The 15,301-nt window shown below is 64.6% G+C and carries 11 protein-coding genes; 6 read left to right on the forward strand and 5 right to left on the reverse strand.

The features are described 5' to 3' along the window. The first annotated feature begins 16 nt into the window (after window positions 1-16). Both HPT29_RS00165 and HPT29_RS28780 read left to right on the forward strand, forming a co-directional pair. Window positions 17-982: a 5'-methylthioadenosine/S-adenosylhomocysteine nucleosidase gene (locus tag HPT29_RS00165; protein WP_259060382.1), complete on the forward strand. Its 966-nt coding sequence runs from the start codon at window positions 17-19 to the stop codon at window positions 980-982. 205 nt (window positions 983-1,187) lie between these two features. Next, complete coding sequence (locus HPT29_RS28780) at window positions 1,188-1,457, forward strand: DUF6894 family protein (RefSeq protein ID WP_371823125.1); 270 nt, start codon at window positions 1,188-1,190, stop codon at window positions 1,455-1,457. 144 nt (window positions 1,458-1,601) lie between these two features. Here HPT29_RS28780 and HPT29_RS00170 read toward each other — a convergent pair whose 3' ends face one another. Then, complete coding sequence (locus HPT29_RS00170; protein WP_173945391.1) at window positions 1,602-1,775, reverse strand: hypothetical protein; 174 nt, start codon at window positions 1,773-1,775, stop codon at window positions 1,602-1,604. A gap of 3 nt (window positions 1,776-1,778) precedes the next feature. Here HPT29_RS00170 and HPT29_RS00175 point away from each other — a divergent pair, with 3 nt between their 5' ends. Together HPT29_RS00175 and HPT29_RS00180 are read left to right on the forward strand one after the other, a co-directional pair. Continuing rightward, entirely contained in the window at window positions 1,779-4,034 is a 2,256-nt protein-coding gene (locus tag HPT29_RS00175) for a hybrid sensor histidine kinase/response regulator (protein ID WP_173945390.1), read from the forward strand. A 169-nt stretch (window positions 4,035-4,203) separates the two neighbouring features. Further along, the gene (locus tag HPT29_RS00180; protein ID WP_173945389.1) at window positions 4,204-5,214 is read left to right on the forward strand and encodes a sensor histidine kinase; all 1,011 of its coding nucleotides are present in this window, start codon (window positions 4,204-4,206) and stop codon (window positions 5,212-5,214) included. Between the two features lie 299 nt (window positions 5,215-5,513). Here the strand turns inward: HPT29_RS00180 and HPT29_RS00185 are convergent, their stop codons facing one another. Next, window positions 5,514-5,885: a response regulator gene (locus HPT29_RS00185; RefSeq protein ID WP_173945388.1), complete on the reverse strand. Its 372-nt coding sequence runs from the start codon at window positions 5,883-5,885 to the stop codon at window positions 5,514-5,516. After that, a complete protein-coding gene (locus HPT29_RS00190) occupies window positions 5,870-9,958 on the reverse strand; it encodes a PAS domain-containing protein (RefSeq protein WP_259060801.1) in 4,089 nt (1,362 codons plus the stop codon). Before HPT29_RS00190 ends, HPT29_RS00185 begins: the two co-directional genes overlap by 16 nt. Window positions 9,959-10,606: 648 nt before the next feature. On the opposite strand from HPT29_RS00190, the gene HPT29_RS00195 reads away from it, so the two are divergent. Continuing rightward, complete coding sequence (locus tag HPT29_RS00195) at window positions 10,607-10,966, forward strand: hypothetical protein (protein WP_173945387.1); 360 nt, start codon at window positions 10,607-10,609, stop codon at window positions 10,964-10,966. A 187-nt stretch (window positions 10,967-11,153) separates the two neighbouring features. Here HPT29_RS00195 and HPT29_RS00200 read toward each other — a convergent pair whose 3' ends face one another. Beyond that, the gene (locus HPT29_RS00200; RefSeq protein WP_173945386.1) at window positions 11,154-11,579 is read right to left on the reverse strand and encodes a hypothetical protein; all 426 of its coding nucleotides are present in this window, start codon (window positions 11,577-11,579) and stop codon (window positions 11,154-11,156) included. Between the two features lie 1,187 nt (window positions 11,580-12,766). Between HPT29_RS00200 and HPT29_RS00205 the strand changes: the two genes are divergently transcribed. Further along, a complete protein-coding gene (locus tag HPT29_RS00205) occupies window positions 12,767-14,878 on the forward strand; it encodes a S8 family serine peptidase (protein ID WP_173945385.1) in 2,112 nt (703 codons plus the stop codon). Here HPT29_RS00205 and HPT29_RS00210 read toward each other — a convergent pair. Then, window positions 14,854-15,264 (reverse strand): MerR family transcriptional regulator, encoded by a 411-nt coding sequence (locus HPT29_RS00210; RefSeq protein WP_210804795.1) that lies wholly within the window; start codon window positions 15,262-15,264, stop codon window positions 14,854-14,856. The genes HPT29_RS00205 and HPT29_RS00210 overlap by 25 nt on opposite strands. Window positions 15,265-15,301 lie beyond the last annotated feature (37 nt).

A 15,301-nucleotide genomic window follows, 5' to 3' on the forward strand; every position in this document is an offset into this window, starting at 1 on the left:
CAGAAGTGAGGGGGGAATGTCCCTGACCAACCCGGTGACGCGAGCTCCTGGCGCGAACCAGGATACGATGCGGCGCATTCGTGTCGCGCTTCTTGGTGTGTGGCTGTTGCTCGCCGGTGCACCGCTCGAACCGTTGCGGGCGGCCCCGCGCGATGATGTCCGCCGCACTGCAATCATCTCGGCCTTCCAGCCCGAATGGCTGGCGCTGCAAGCGAGCCTCACAGATCGCGAGGAGCGGGTCGTCAACGAAACGGTCTTCGTAACCGGCAGGATCGCGGGCAAGGCCGTGGTCCTGTTCCTGAGCGGGATCAGCATGGTGAATGCGGCCATGACAACCCAGCTCGCGCTCGATCATTTCACTCTCGACCGCTTGGTGTTCTCCGGTATTGCCGGCGGGGTCGATCCGGCGCTCCAGATCGGCGACGTCATCGTACCGGATGCTTGGTGCGAGTATCTCGAAGCGGTGTTTGCGCGCGAGGTGGACGGTGGCTTTGCATTGCCGCCCTTCGCGGACCGTACGGTACCGAACTTCGGCATGATCTTCCCGCAGCCCGGGGAGGTTGCGCAACGCCCCGGCGTGCCGGAGAAAGTGCTTTGGTTTCCGGTGGATCCCGGGCTGCTCGATCTGGCGAGAAAGCTTCAGGACGAGCCGGCCTTAACGCAGTGCACGGCCAACAATGAATGCCTTCAGCGCCGGCCGCGGCTCGTGGTCGGCGGCAAGGGGGTCTCAGGCCAGGCTTTCGTCGACAATAAGGCGTTCCGTGAATATGTCGGCACGGCGTTCGGGGCATCATTGCTGGACATGGAATCGGCGGCTGTTGCCCACGTCGCCTACGCCAACAAGACGCCCTTCATCGCGTTCCGCTCTCTGTCCGATCTCGCAGGCGGCGGCAAGGATGAGAATGAGGTCGGCACGTTTTTTCAGCTCGCGTCCGACAATTCCGCGGCGACGATACTGGCCTTCCTGAGGTTGCTGCCCTAACGATTCCAAGGGCCCCTTCGTGGCCGCTGTTCCCGACGCCAGCAGACGCTCGGCTTTCATCCGAGGAGTGCCAGGAGCCGAGCCTCCAAACTCCCCTGCCTTGAAATGCCAAAACCAGGCCCTCACGACAGAGAACATTTCATTGGGTGACGATGGGAACCAAGGGACCTGCTTCACGTTGTAAGCGCGGCCGTGAGGACCAGCCATGCCGCGTGATTTCTTTCATATCTCGGACGGACGGCGCACCTACCCCGATCCATGGGGTGTTGCCCTCCCTTCGCTCGAGGCCGCAAGGGCTCATGCCCCTCAGGACGCCCAAGCCTTGTCAAAGAGTTGGATGGCACTCAGCCAGGCTGAATGGCGGCTGACGGTCGCCGATGAGAGCGGAGCCCAACTCCTGAGCATTGCCCTGTCCCAGGCTGCAAGGGCGGACGCTCAGTCAAGGGTCGGTTCCATGATGCTTACAGCAGCCTAAGTGGCGGACGGATCCTCGAATGGACACGCGATCGCTACAAATCGGTCAGTCGTGACTAACGCCACTCTCACCCCTGAAGTGAGGAAGCCGTCGACCAGAGTTGGAGGTCTGTCCCTTCCATCGTTGCAGGCGCTTGCGGCCGCTTCACTGCTCATCCCCCTCCTCTTCTTCGGCTTTGGGGCGTGGCAGAGCTACCGGCAGCATCTGCGGGAAGCCGAAGCGACTGTCAGGCGAGCCACCGATGTACTGGCAGAGCACGCACTGCGTGTGTTCGAGTTGCAGGAACTGCTCATCAGCCGGGTTGATGATCGTATCCAAGGTATGTCCTGGGACGACATCGCCGCCTCCGAGGATTTGCATCGCTGGCTGCTACAACTCGACCAGAACCTCCCGATCGTCGATGTGATCTGGCTGATCGACCCAGAGGGTCGAGGCCGCAACAGCAGCCGGTACTTCCCGGCCCCTGACACCTCCCGTGTCGGGGATCGGGACTACTTTCAGGCTCTCAAGGACCGACCATCGGGAACCTACATCGGCGAACCGCGGCTCGGACGCTCCAGCCCCGGCTTGTTCTTCAATGTCGCGCGGCGGCGAACGGCTGAGGCAGGCTTCGATGGGCTGATCGTGACCTCCCTGGATCCGGCTTACTTTGCCGGCGCCCTGAAAAGCTTGTCTCTCAGCCCCGATGACTCGTTCTCGATCATCAGGGACGATGGGACGATCTTGGCTCGAGGCCCCCAGCCCCTGAGCAAGCCCATGCGGCTGACGGCAGAGAGCGGCCTGATGCAGGCGATCCAGAGGGGAGCGGACACGCCCTACCGACAGGTGGCTCAGCTCGATGGAGTCGAGCGCCTGTATGCGAACAGGAAGCTGCCGGGCTATCCTGTCTATGTCTCGTATGGGCGCTCACTCCAAGTCGTGCTCGCCGGCTGGCACAAGGATCTTGTGCTCTCTGCCGGTCTGGCATTTGCCGTTGCCGGTTCACTCTCAGGCATCACGTTCCTGGCAATCCGGCAGACCCGTCAGCGGCTTGCAACACAAGCACGGTTACAGGAGAGCGAGGCTCGCATCCATGCCCTGCTTCAGGAAGCGCCTGTCGGCCTTCTGCTGACCCGGGTCAATCCGGATAGCTCCCTGACGATCGAAGAAATGAACCCGGCCCTGGCGGCAATCACAGGATGGTCGCGTGAGCAGGTGATCGGCAGAAGCCCTCGAGACGCCTTCCCAGGCAGCATCGGAGCCACAATCGAGGAGCATTACCGTGAGTGCCTCACGTCGAGGCAACCTGTGGAGTATGAGGTCGAAGGTGAAGGGCCGTCCGGCCCCTATATCCGACACGCGGTCGTGCGACCGATCATCGATGCGACCGGACGGGTGACAAAGCTGCTCGGCACTTCCATGGATGTCACCAGGGCGCGCGAGCTGGAGGAGCAGTTGCGGCGCGCTCAGAAGATGGAGGCGGTGGCGGCTCTGGTGAGCGGTGTCGCCCACGACTTCAACAACCTGCTGACGATCATGCTGGGCAATCTCGATCTAGCCCGCCGGGCGAAGGAGGATCGCAAGCCCCGCCTGATTGAGAACGCCATTCAGGCGATCGATCAGGGGCGGAAATTGACCGGACAGCTTCTCGCCTTCGGCCGTCGGCAGGCGCTCAAGTCCGAGGTCATCGAGATCCCGTCCCTGATGGCCGCCACCCACGACATGCTGGCGCAATCCCTGCGCGGGGACATCTCCATTGAGCTGAATCTTGCAGAAGATCTCTGGCCCGTACAGGCCGACGCCTCTCAACTCCAGGTCGCCCTCATCAATCTGGCCGTCAACGCTCGCGATGCAATGCCGAAAGGCGGCTCGTTCGTTGTGACGGCACAGAACTTGGTACTGCGTGACGGCGGCCTGACCGAGGCTGTCGCGATCACCGTCAGCGACACGGGAGCCGGCATCCCGCGCGAGGTGTTGACGCGGGTCTTCGAACCGTTCTTCACGACCAAGGAGGTGGGACGAGGATCGGGCCTCGGATTGGCACAGGTATATGGCTTCGCCCAGCAATCCGGCGGCTCAGTCGACATCCGCAGTGAGCCCGGTCGAGGAACGACAGTCACACTGTATCTGCCTCGGGCCGCGCGGCAAGACGACAGCCAGCTCCCCAGCGCGCATGAGCAGCAGGATAGCGTCCGGCGCAAGCTGCGCGTTCTGCTCGTCGAAGACAACCCTGAGGTCGCAGAGGTCGGACGGATGCTGCTGACCGAAGCCCAGCATGACGTCCGGGTGCGCGGATCCGTTGCGGAGGCCCTGGCCGTCTTGGAGGCGGAAGCGTTCGATCTGGTCTGTTCCGACCTGGTCATGCCGGGCGGTCAGGATGGACTTGATCTTGCCCGCACGGTGCGTGAGCGGTGGCCGTACGTCCCTGTGCTGCTGATGAGCGGCTACAGCGACGCCACAGGGGCTGCCATAGAAGAAGGCTTTCCTCTTCTCACGAAACCTTATGCCCCGAAGGCTTTTCTCGCGAAGGTCGACGAGGCTGCGTCTGGAAAGCCAGCATCTGGCAGGGTGGTCCGTCTTGTTCAACCGGGCCGATAATCGTCCGAGCGGGGTCAGACAGCAAACTTTCCCGGCCTTGAGAATGGTCTAATGCGTGATGATTGAGGCCCTGAGGTTAGGCCGAACGAAGCTTAGCGTCATCCGTTCCGGCATTTTGCCCCTCCCTCAATGGGAACCTCGGCCGTCGGAAAGGCTTGACGGCTCGGACATGCAGGCATTCTTCACCTATACCTTCCTCACGCGAAGCTGGCCGGTCTGGGCCCGTTATCTGGGCGCGACGCTGGTCGTCCTGATCATGCTGGTGCTGCGCATCGGCCTTAGCGCGTACCTGCCCGCGTTCCCCTTCCTGCTGTTCTTCATGGCCATTATCGTCAACGCCGTCCTGTTCAACCGGGGCAGCGGCTTCTACACGGTCGCACTGAGCGCTGTTCTGGCGGACTACTTCTTCCTTGAGCCGGTCGGGAGCCTTAGGATTGAGGATCATCGGGCCACCCTCGGCCTCATCCTGTACCTCGTGATCGGGTTCACCACGGCAGGGATCATCGAGGCCCTGCACACCACCGCCCACGGGCTCACGCAGGCGAACAGACGGCTCGCAGCCGCCGAGCAGGAGAAGGATCTGCTCCTGCGGGAAGCCGGCCACCGGATGAAGAACGACCTCATGATGCTCACGGCGCTGGTGCGGCTCCAGGAGCGGACGGTACACGACCCATCAGCGAGGTCGGCCTTGACCTCCGCGGCCGACCGCATCCACGTCCTCAGCCGGGTGCAGGAGCGCCTGCGGCTGGGCGAGGGCACCAGCGCGGTCGTCAACGCCGCCGACTTCATCACCGAGCTCTGCGATGACCTGAAGGCCGCGCTGGTGGACCTTCGGCCGATCGCAATCACCGTGCGGGCAGAGCGTCATCTGCTGCCACAGGAGCGCGTGGTCCCTGTCGGGCTGATCATCAATGAGCTGCTGACGAACAGCCTTAAATATGCCTTTCCCGACGACCGCGGCGGCACAATCACGGTCGATTTCAGCCGCCGGGGAGACACCTTCAGGGTCGCCGTTGAGGATGACGGAATCGGATTGACCCCGGAGAGCAGGCCGAGACCATCGGCGGGTCTCGGGACGCGCCTGATCCGCTCCATGGCGGCCCAGCTCGGCGGCACCATCGCAACCGATGGGGACGGCACTGGCACGAGCGTCATCGTCCGATTTCCTGTGGATCCCTGAAGCGTCCTGTTGCGCGCACAGTCGCGCCGGAGAATGCAACGACGCTTTCGAAAGCACGACATCGTCGCATCGTGCGTCTTGTCTGGCGGCGCTCATCCGCCAGGGGCGGCTCGGCCTCGCGACCTTGTCTGAGCCAAGCTTGATCCACGACACAGGCAATCCTGAGAACTGCTTTGGGTCGGATTGGGCCCTTAGGGGACGCTGTGCGAAGGTCGGCTGCCCTCACCGAAGTTCGACCCAGGTCAGCCCCACGCGAGGAGCGATCCTGTCCACCAATAATCCAGTCCGTTGATGCAACATCAATTGAAGAGCACAAGAGCGAGGTGGCGCAGGTCGACCGGCTTGTCACAGCGGGGCACGTCCTTGTAGGCCTCCGGCAGCGCCCACTGCTCGTAGCCGGTTGCCAGCACGAAGGGGATGGTGCGCTCGCGCAGGACGTCGGCGACCGGATAGGCTTTCTCGCCTCGGAGGTTCACGTCGAGGATCGCCGCGTCGATGCTCATTTCCGTCGCCAGCAGCCTCAGCGCATCCGCCACACTCGGCACCGGGCCGATTACCTGGGCCCCCGCCTCTTCCAGGTCGCACCGCAAGTCCTCGGCCATCATGTACTCATCCTCGACCACCAGGATGCGGCGGCCGCGCAGGGCAGAGGCAGTCAGAGGATCAGGCATGCTCCGCCTCCCAGTGCATGGTGGAGATCGGCAGGGTGATCGTGCAACGCACCCCCTTCCGGCGTGAGTTCGTACGATGTGTCGGCACCGAGCTGATAGGGAAGTGACCGCTCGATCAGTTCACGCCCGGAGCCCCTCCGGTAAGGCTGCCCTCGGGCAGGCGGGGGCACAGTCACGCCGCTCTCTTGCCACTCCACCCGCAGGCGGGGCTCCCCGTCCTGTCCGGGAACCAGGCCCCAGCGGATGGCGAGGCGCCCCTCCGGACGGGAGAGCGCCCCGTGCTTGACCGCATTGGTGGCGAGCTCATGCAGCCCCAGCGCGAAGGTCTGCACTGTGGCGGAGCGGAGGCGTATGCCTTTCGGTCCCTCCAGCGTCACCTGCTCATGTCCCTCGCCATCCACGACCCCATGCCCGGCGAGTTCCGTCCGGATCAGTTCGTCGAAGCTGATGCGGTCACGCTCGTTGAGCTGCGACAGCAAACCGTTCACCCGCCCGAGCGCACCCATGCGGTCACGGAAGCGGCCCCGGAATTCGTCAAGAGAGGAGCTGGTGGCCAGCGTCCGGTCCGCAATGGAGCGCACCACGACGATGAGGTTGCGGGTGCGATGCTGGAGTTCGGCCACCAGCACCTTCATTCGCTCGGCAATTTCCTTCTTCTCCGTCACGTCCTTGGCATAGCCGCCGATGCGCTGGACCTTCCCCTGCATGTCAAAGAGCGGGAAGTCGGTGTTCTCGATCCAGCGGATTCCTCCATCCGGATGCAGGAGGCGGAACTCATGAGTGATCCGCTCCCCTCGGCGCACACACTCCATCTTCTCCAGAGCCATGTCACGGTCCTCCGGGTGGATCAGCTCTCCCCATTCGCCCAGGCCTTCCGCTAGGACCTTCTGCCGCGGGTGTCCGTACACCCGCTCGAAGGCCGGGTTCAGGTATTCCATCGTCATGGTCTGGGCGTCGCGGATCCACAGCACATCCGAGGAGGCATCGGCAAACTGCCGGAATCGCTCCTCGCTCTCGCGCAGTGCTGCCTCGGCGCGGGCGCGCTCGATGCGCGGGAAAACGCGATTTGCAATCTCCTGCAGGAGCTCGATTTCGTCCGCGCGCCACGTTCGCGGTTCTCTGGTGGTAACCGTGATGTTCGCTATCCAGCGCCCCTGCTGCTGGAAAGGAACGGTGATGAAGGCGCCGAGCTTCAGCCTAGCGTAGGCGCCTGCGTCCGCCCGCTCGTCACGCGCGGTGTCGCAAACGATAACCGTTTCGCCCGCACGACCGGCGCGGGCGAACTCATCGCCAAAATAGTCCGCCAGCCGAAATGTCTGCTTGAGACTCGGCACATCGGTGGCATTCCAGCCATGATGAATGGTGGCTTCGTTGTTGACTTCATCGACATCCGCAAAAATGCAGCCCGAAGCGTGCAGGAAGTGGCCGAGGCGCGCACCCACCGTCTGGATGATCTCGTCAGGCGACGACAAAACAGATAGGTCCTGGCCGATCTCGGCCATCAGTTCGGCATTCCGTTCGCGGCGTTTGCGTTCGGTAATATCTTCGTAGAGGGCAAAAAACCGATCGCTCTTGGTCGGATAGACGTAGCATTCGTACCACCGGCCCAACGGAGCGACTTCGTACTCGCGCCGCTCCGGCACACCGGCGTCGACGATCTTCTCGTACATCTCGAACTGCGATTCCTCGATGCCCGGAACGGCCTCGCGCGCCGTCCGCCCGACCGTCTCGGCGACCTTGAGGCCGCTAAGACGCTCGAGAGCGGGGTTCAACGCGATGTATCGAAGATCGGTCGCATGTCCGTCACCGCCGCGGATGAGCTCGCATTCGGCATATCCCTGGCCGAGGGTCTCGAACAGCGACCGGTACTTCTCCTCGCTCTCGCGCAGCTTCGCCTGGGCAACCGCATCCCGGAGACGGACGACCTCTTCCTGCGCCTTCTTCCACTCGGTGATCTCCTTCGTAGTGGTCGCCACGCCGTCGCCGAGCTTCACGACGGACTGGTAGAACCAGCCGTCGAACTGCTCGTGCACGTAGTGCCGCTCGGCCTGCTCTGGCCTGCCCGTCTCGGTGACACGCTTGAAGGCGCCGAAGATACCTTCTTGGACGACGCCGGGGTTGCGTGTGAGCAGGCTCTCGCCCTCGACCTTGCCATACCTGCTCTCAGAGGTGTGATTGTTGAGCACCCAGCGAAAGTCGACGATCTCGCCAGCCCCGTCCCGGACCGCCTCGAACACCTGGATCATATCCATTGACGAGTCCATCGTCGCCTGGAGGAGATCGCGGCTCGCCTGAAGATCAGCCGTGCGCTCCCGGACCTGTTGCTCGAGTTCACCACGGTAGCGTTCCTCCGCTTCGCGCAGCTTCTCTTCGACCTTGCGCTTCGCGGTCACGTCGACACCGGTGCCGAACCACTCCACGATGTTTCCGTCAGGCCCGAGGATCGGAACGGCGCGCGACAGAACCCAGCCCACTCCACCGTTGACTTGGCGCACGCGGTGCTCCAGCTCGAAAAGAGACTTGGTGCGGATCGCCTCCTCGATGGCGGTGAAGATCACCGGCTGATCTTCAGGCAAGAGATAAGTGTCGGCCCAGTCCGCGACCGGTTCGACCGTATCGGCCAGCATGCCCTCGCCCGAGAGCTGATACATGTGCCGCCAGTCCGGGCTCATGCGATACATCATGTAGCTGCCGGCGGTGGCGAGAGCCCGGAAGCGCTCCTCGCTCTCACGCAGAGCTTCCTCGGCTTTCTTGCGTTCCGTGATGTCGAAGACAAGGGCATAGAAGCCGTCAACTTCGCCGGACGCGGCGAAGTGCGGAATGTAGTTCTCCTCCGTCCAGCCCCAGAGGTTCGGATCGGCCGCCCTCCAGCCCTGATCCTCGCACCGCACTGTCTCGCCGGCCAGCGTCCGCTCCATCCACGGTTTCAAACTCGCGAAGATACGCTCGCCTGCGATTTCCGCCACGGTGCGGCCGATAATCCCTTCCTTCGGCCGCTTGAAGAACCGGCTGAACTCCTCGTTGATGGCACGATAGCGAAACTCGCGGTCGTAGAAGCCGATCATCGCCGGGACGTTGTCCATGATGACGCGCAGGCTTCCTTCGCTCTCGCGCAGCGCCTCTTCTGCACACGCCCGCTCCATTGCCGCCCAGGTGCGCTCCGCCACTTCTTCCACAAGGGTAATCTCGCCTCGCGTCCAGCGCCGAGGCTGCGCTGAAATCGCAACCATGGACCAGAGCGGATGGCTCTCGCCCTTACGAAGTGTCGGAGCCACCATGGCACGCATCCCGAGGCTACGGCTATTGTGCTTCTCGGCGTCCGATAGGCCCTGTCGTTCGAAGTCGTCCTCGATCACGAAGGTCCGGTCGTGTAAGGCTCGAAAAGCTTCGGGGAAATCGGACAAGACAAACATTTCGGGCAGCGGCGGCACACGATCGTTCCCCAACTGGTGGGTGACGTCGGCGCGGTTCTCATCCAGCCGGTAGACCGTGATGTAGCTGCGGTCGAGCTGCATCTTCGCAATCAACATCCGAAGCGCACAGTTCGCGATGGCGTCCGCGTTTGGCTCGGCCCGTAGTGCGTCGCTGAGCTTCAGCAGGAACGCCTGCCGCTCCTCGCTTTCGCGCAACGCAGCCTCGGCGCGCAGGCGGCCGCCGACCTCGAACCCCGTCATGTGCGCGTAGGCGACGCGGCCCTGCTCGTCACGGAGCGGGATCAGGACGGCGTCGAAGATGTTCGAGGCGGCCTCGCCTTCGCCGCGCGTATCGAGCGGCTGGGCGGTGACCTGGATACTTTCCCCCGTGAAGACGCGCTCGTAGAGGGGCGCGACCGTCCTCCACCCTTCAGGAAAGGTTTCCGGCAGAGGGCGTCCGAGTGCAGCGGGATGGCGGGTTCCGTATAATACCGCGGCCGCGTCATTGTAGATCAGGATCCGGTCGGGCCCGCACACGAGGGACGAGACGAGCGGGCTTGCGAGCACCATCTCGACGGCCGTACGCAGCGCCTGCGGCCAAGTCTCGGTCGGACCAAGCGGGGTTGCCGTCCAGTCGTGATCACGCATGCGGCCGGCCATCTCTCCGCCTCGGAACGGCCAAGCCGCTGCGGCTCGGTCGGGAAAAGCGTCTGCGGTGTGGCGTTTGTCCATGGGAGATCAGCGCTCCGGGTTGCTCTTGCCCTATTGGGGTTGCCGCCGAGGCAACCAATGAGCCAACCATGAACGGAAAAACCCGTTCCTCAAAGGGATCGGGTCGGCCGGGCTGGGGCGGGGAAAGCCCTCTTGGGTCCAAAATGAGGAGTAGCTGGTGTCGACGCGACGATCAGCTCATCCCGGCGGTGCGGATGGAAGGCCAAGGTCGGCCATTCCGCTCGTGAACGTCCTTGGAGGCTGCCGCGTCGTTGAAGGGGCGGCGTTCGGGCGCGCGTCGTCGCATTGAACGCGTGTCTGTCTCAGAACGTTCAAAGATTGTCCTCATCGGTCAAGCGGCCCTCCGGCGATCAGGCATGATCCGACCTGGGAGGCCTTTCCCGCTCTTCCCTTCATCCCTTGTCGAGGCCTCCGGCTGAACTCGGCCCCGTTCGGACAAGACTGGACGGGGCTCTTTCCGCAACCCGACCGTTCCGTCGGAGATCCCGCAGACATTGTCGCGGTGGTCATTGGCCAAGGCCACTGCACACCGCGACAATGTCTGCAACGACGGCTTTCGAGAGAGGAGGACGTCCGATGCACCATTCATCCGTCATCATCATGATCGCCGCCGCGGCACTCCTGGTCCTTCCCCAGGACGTGGAGGCTCAGAATCGCCGACGCCAGACCCTTGAACAAGGCGGCCCGCTGGTCCTGCGCGTGACGCCGAGGAGTTTCCTGGACCCGGGCACGGTGGTTCCTGTCGGATCGATCGACCCGGGCATCAGCGGCTACGGGCAAACGCAGGCCTATCTTCTGAGCCCACCCTATGCGTCGAACCGTGAGCGCTTCGGGCAGGGTGTTCTGCCGGACCCGATCACGAACGGGCCCTTCGTGGGATCGCGCAACCCCTTCGGACCAGTCGATTTCGTCGCGCCCCGCAGCTTGGCGCGATGAACGAGCATGAAGTGTCGACCAGGCGACAGGCGTCTCATGAGGGCTGGACAAGGCTTCGAGGGCGCTATGGGAGCGCGACCCGGCGTCCCCATACCGGCGGAATGCGAGGCCACCCACGGATTCCTGACATCGTCATCGACGATGGGTTGCACCACGCGTCGCGCAATGCCAGGACCGTGACCGTCGTTCAGTGGGCGCACTCCACGGGAACCCGATAGGTGCCGTCAACGAGGATCGTGCGACAGGGCACCCCGTTGATGATCTGAACCTCGTTCGGCGCGGCATAAGGGAAAATCGAGTTGGGCGTGCCAGAGATCGGTCGGCCCACAAAGGTGCGTCCGCTTCCTTCCTCGACCCGGATGCTCCCCGTTGAACTCGGCTCGAAGGTCCCTGTCGCGACCTGACCGGCGCATTCCACTGGAACGCGCATGTTGCTGCCCTGAACGAGAACCGTCCGGCACGGCACCCCGTTGATGATCTGAACCTCGTTCGGAGCCGCGTAGGGGAAGAGCGAGTTGGGCGTGCCCTGGATCGGATTGGGCTGCGATTGGGCAGAAGCGAACCCTGCGCAAGCCGTCAACGCTCCACCGATGAGCATGGTCAGAATCTTCATGGAAACCTCCTCTCCGCAGGATCACAAAGCCTGAGGCACGGATGGAGTGCTGCGGATGCATCCGTGTGGCACAAAGGGCGCCTGTCCGACTGGTCTTATCGACTCAGGCATCCGGGACTGGCAAACAGAGTGGCGTCGACCCGTGTGAACTGACAATGCGCCGAGGATAGGGGCAACGTGATCGTGACATTGTTGGCCGAGGGGCCAAGTGGCGCCACAAGCTCGATCGGATCGAAGGCGTTTCTTGGCTCATAGGTCGAGCCGATGAGGTAGAGCGGGACCCGACCAAAGGAATTGCGCGGCCTCACTCTCAGGACGAGAGGATCGCCTTGCCTAACCTGGCGATCCCGCGGTTGAGCCTCTGCATGCAACGGGACGGCCGTGCACGCGACAGCCGCAACAGCAGCGAGAGCAGATGTGCAGCGCATGAGCTGTCCTCCTCAATGCGAACATGTCGGTGTCGGGACGGCCTTGGGCTCCAGGTTGGCTCTGGTTGTCCTTGGCTGCTGGCTCTATGACCACGAGACTACCCGATCCCGACGCTGTTGCTTGACCATCAGAGCCATCGACTTGACATCCCGAGACACGAGCAGCCTTTATTCCACCGTTCGAGAGTTCCGGCCTCCAGCCTCGCCGATCTGATCGAAGCCGAGGGCCGCGCCCAGGATTGCCGGGCGGAGCCGGAGCCGGGTCCACACGCCAGGCCGCTGGAGACCGACCGGACCAGCGCCGGAATGCTCGCGTGACGGCGCTCGCCTCGGAATAGCCGAGGGCTGTGGCAATCCGGCTGAGGTTCGATCTCAGGTAGGGTGGGTCGGTTTCCCGACCCTGGCGTTCAACACCATGAGCGGCCTCGGCCAGAAGAGGACGGGAGCTTCGACATCGCGTCGAATACCGGCACCGCTGTCTATCGCAAGGATACACAAAGGGCCGTTGCAGGGCTCACGACGGGGTGGCATACGCCACGATCCATGCTGCCGAGCAGACGGCACAAGCCCGATCCCATGGTCAAGCTAACCATCGGACATATTTCGTGATTGGTTCGCTCCGGTTCATCTCGGATAGTCTACATGACATGCAATTTTGTGGATGGTCCGAGCAACTTTTTAGGCCCCATCACGCGTTGACAAGCGGATGGACCTGCAACGGCCAAGTTTACGGCTGAGTTGCCGGCACGAAAGGGAACCATGACACGCTGGTGGCGACATACCCTTGTTGCGGTGGCTGGCCTTGCTGTTGCCCTCCCCGTCCGCATTCAGCTGGATCTTGGCCATGATTCAGGTCTTCCCGTCGCAAGCGAAGCTGCGTTCGCCAAAGGCGGCGGTGGAAACGGCAATGGTGGCGGCAACGGCAACGGCGGCGGCAACGGTGGCGGCAACGGGAATGGCAACGCAGGCGGGAACGGCGGGGGCTCGGCCGGCGGTGGCGCAGGAAACGGGAACGGCAATTCGGATGGCGGACGCGGCGGGGCCGGAGGTCCCGGGAACGGCAATGCCGGAGGAAACAGCAACAGCGGCGGCAACGGAAACGGCGGCGGGAAGAGCAATGGTGCGGCCGGCGGCAGCGCAGCAAGCGGCAATGGCAACGGCGGCAGAGGCAATTCGAATGCCGGTGGTCTTGGCGGCGGCGTAGGCGGCGGGTCCGGCCGGGGCAATGCGGGAGGCGCCGGGTACGGAGGCAGCCTCGGCGGCGGAGCCAGCGCTGGCGGCGGCCTTGGTGCGGGCAAGGGCAACAGCAATGCCGGCGGCAATGGCAGCAAGGCCAATGCCGGAACGAGCGGCAGCGTCAATTCCGCCAACGGAGCCGTTGCGGGTGCGAGCCAAGGCCTTGGCAGCGGACCTGTGAAGGTCGGCCCACTGCATGCCGGTGCTGCATCGAACGGTGCCAATCCCCGCTCCAATGACAGAGCCCGCGCGAGCGCCGGCAAGACATCGGCGGGCCGAGGCAAGGCCACCGCATCCGGATCGACGACACCCGGCACGGCCAAGTCTGCAGGCAAGTCTCCCGCGAAGTCTGCGGCCAAGTCCGCGACGCGAACGCCGGCCGCACGGGCGGCTGTTCCGGCCAAGGTCAAGCCGCTCAGCCCCCTCCCGGTCGCCGAGGACATCGACCGGCGGCCCAAGCCACGGCAATCGACACGCTCCATCGTGGCGTCGGGCCTGTCGCCCGAGAACCTGGCCCGGTTGACCGCTCAGGGTTTTCGCATCGAGGCCAGGACCCAGGGCAGCATCGCCGCCCAAGTGGTCAGGCTGCGGGCCCCGGCTGGCCTGTCGGTCGCCCAAGCCCGGCAATTGGTCCGTCTCGCCGATGCGCGGGCCTCGGTGGATTTCGACGAATTCTATTACCTCGACGAGCACCCGCCCGCCTGCACGGGCGCCGAGTGCCTGGTCCAGCCTCCCGTGAACTGGGCTTCGCTCGTGAAGTGGTCCGACGCGGAGACGCCCCAATGCGGCCCGGCTCCCCTCATCGGCCTGATCGATACCGGGGTGAATGTCGAGCACCCGGCCTTGAACGGGCAAGCAGTCCAGGTCATCGCCCAGCCGGAGCGCCATGCGGTCCCGTCGCTGCAGGATCACGGCACGGCGGTCGCGGCCCTTCTCGTCGGACGGCCGACAAGCCGGACGCCCGGTCTCCTGCCGCAGGCGCGGATCATGGCCGTCGATGCCTTCTACCGGGATGGCGGCACGGCCGACCGGACCGACGTGATGACCCTCGTGGCCGCCATCGAGACCCTGGCGGAGCGCGGGGTCCGGGTCATCAACATGAGCCTGTCGGGGCCGGCCAACGAGGTTCTGCAACAGGCCGTCGCAGCGGCCCAGGCCAAGGGCATCGTGTTCGTTGCCGCCGCCGGCAACAACGGTCCCGGGGCCGAGCCGTCCTACCCGGCAGCCTATCCGGGCGTCGTCGCGGTGACGGCCATCGACCACGACCTCAACGTCTACCGGCGCGCCACCCGTGGCCCCTATGTCGACCTGTCCGCTCCCGGGGTGAACGTCTGGACGGCCTCGGCGGAGGGCAGCGGCGTGCTGCGGACGGGAACCTCCTACGCGGTGCCGTTCGTCTCCGCTGCCGCAAGCCTGGTGATCGCATCGAACCCCACGCTGGACGTCAAGGAGGTCCAGTCACGCCTCGAGCAGCATACGCGTGACCTCGGCCAGCCCGGGCGCGATCCCGTCTTCGGCTTCGGCCTGATCCAGATGGCAGGCCTCTGCGCGCCGCCGGCGTCCGCGCCGGCCGTTGCCGCGGCTCCGGGGCAGTCCTCCGATGCGTCGGCTCAGGGGTTGGTGGACCAGCCGTGATCGGCCGGCGCGCGTGCGGCGGACCGGCGCTCCTGCGGGCCGTGGCCGGAGGCCGGGCGCGGCAGCAGCCGGCGCGGCCCCCCGGCGCGGGCCGGGATCGCGGTGCGCACCGCCTGCTGGAGCAGCCGCAGCTCCTCCTGCAGGGCCGCCAGGCGCGCGAGCAGCTCGCCATCGCTGAGCGGCCCGGCCGGGCATTCCTCGCACTGCCCAACCGCCCGGATCTTGCGCAGCAGGGCCGGGCCGATCGCCGGGGTGGTGAGCCAGCGGGCATCCGGGATCGCCGCCACCTCCTGAAGGCTCGGGCAGCGGCCGCCGAACTCGCCGCAGATCACCGCTTGCAGCCGGGGGGAGAAGTGGCTCAGGGGAAAAGGCTCATCCCGCGACATGGGCATCGATCCTTGGGTTCTGATCGTTGGGCTTTGA

Origin of the sequence: Microvirga terrae (assembly GCF_013307435.2) — a bacterium.
Taxonomy (GTDB): Bacteria; Pseudomonadota; Alphaproteobacteria; order Rhizobiales; family Beijerinckiaceae; genus Microvirga; species Microvirga terrae.

Coding starts and splice junctions, on each gene's coding strand:
- HPT29_RS00175 (WP_173945390.1), top strand. CDS start 1,779: ATGTCCTGGGACGACATCGCCGCCTCCGAGGATTTGCATCGCTGGCTG.
- HPT29_RS00210 (WP_210804795.1), bottom strand. CDS start 15,264: ATGTCGCGGGATGAGCCTTTTCCCCTGAGCCACTTCTCCCCCCGGCTG.
- HPT29_RS00165 (WP_259060382.1), top strand. CDS start 17: ATGTCCCTGACCAACCCGGTGACGCGAGCTCCTGGCGCGAACCAGGAT.
- HPT29_RS00205 (WP_173945385.1), top strand. CDS start 12,767: ATGACACGCTGGTGGCGACATACCCTTGTTGCGGTGGCTGGCCTTGCT.
- HPT29_RS00200 (WP_173945386.1), bottom strand. CDS start 11,579: ATGAAGATTCTGACCATGCTCATCGGTGGAGCGTTGACGGCTTGCGCA.
- HPT29_RS28780 (WP_371823125.1), top strand. CDS start 1,188: ATGCCGCGTGATTTCTTTCATATCTCGGACGGACGGCGCACCTACCCC.
- HPT29_RS00190 (WP_259060801.1), bottom strand. CDS start 9,958: ATGGCCGGCCGCATGCGTGATCACGACTGGACGGCAACCCCGCTTGGT.
- HPT29_RS00180 (WP_173945389.1), top strand. CDS start 4,204: ATGCAGGCATTCTTCACCTATACCTTCCTCACGCGAAGCTGGCCGGTC.
- HPT29_RS00185 (WP_173945388.1), bottom strand. CDS start 5,885: ATGCCTGATCCTCTGACTGCCTCTGCCCTGCGCGGCCGCCGCATCCTG.
- HPT29_RS00195 (WP_173945387.1), top strand. CDS start 10,607: ATGCACCATTCATCCGTCATCATCATGATCGCCGCCGCGGCACTCCTG.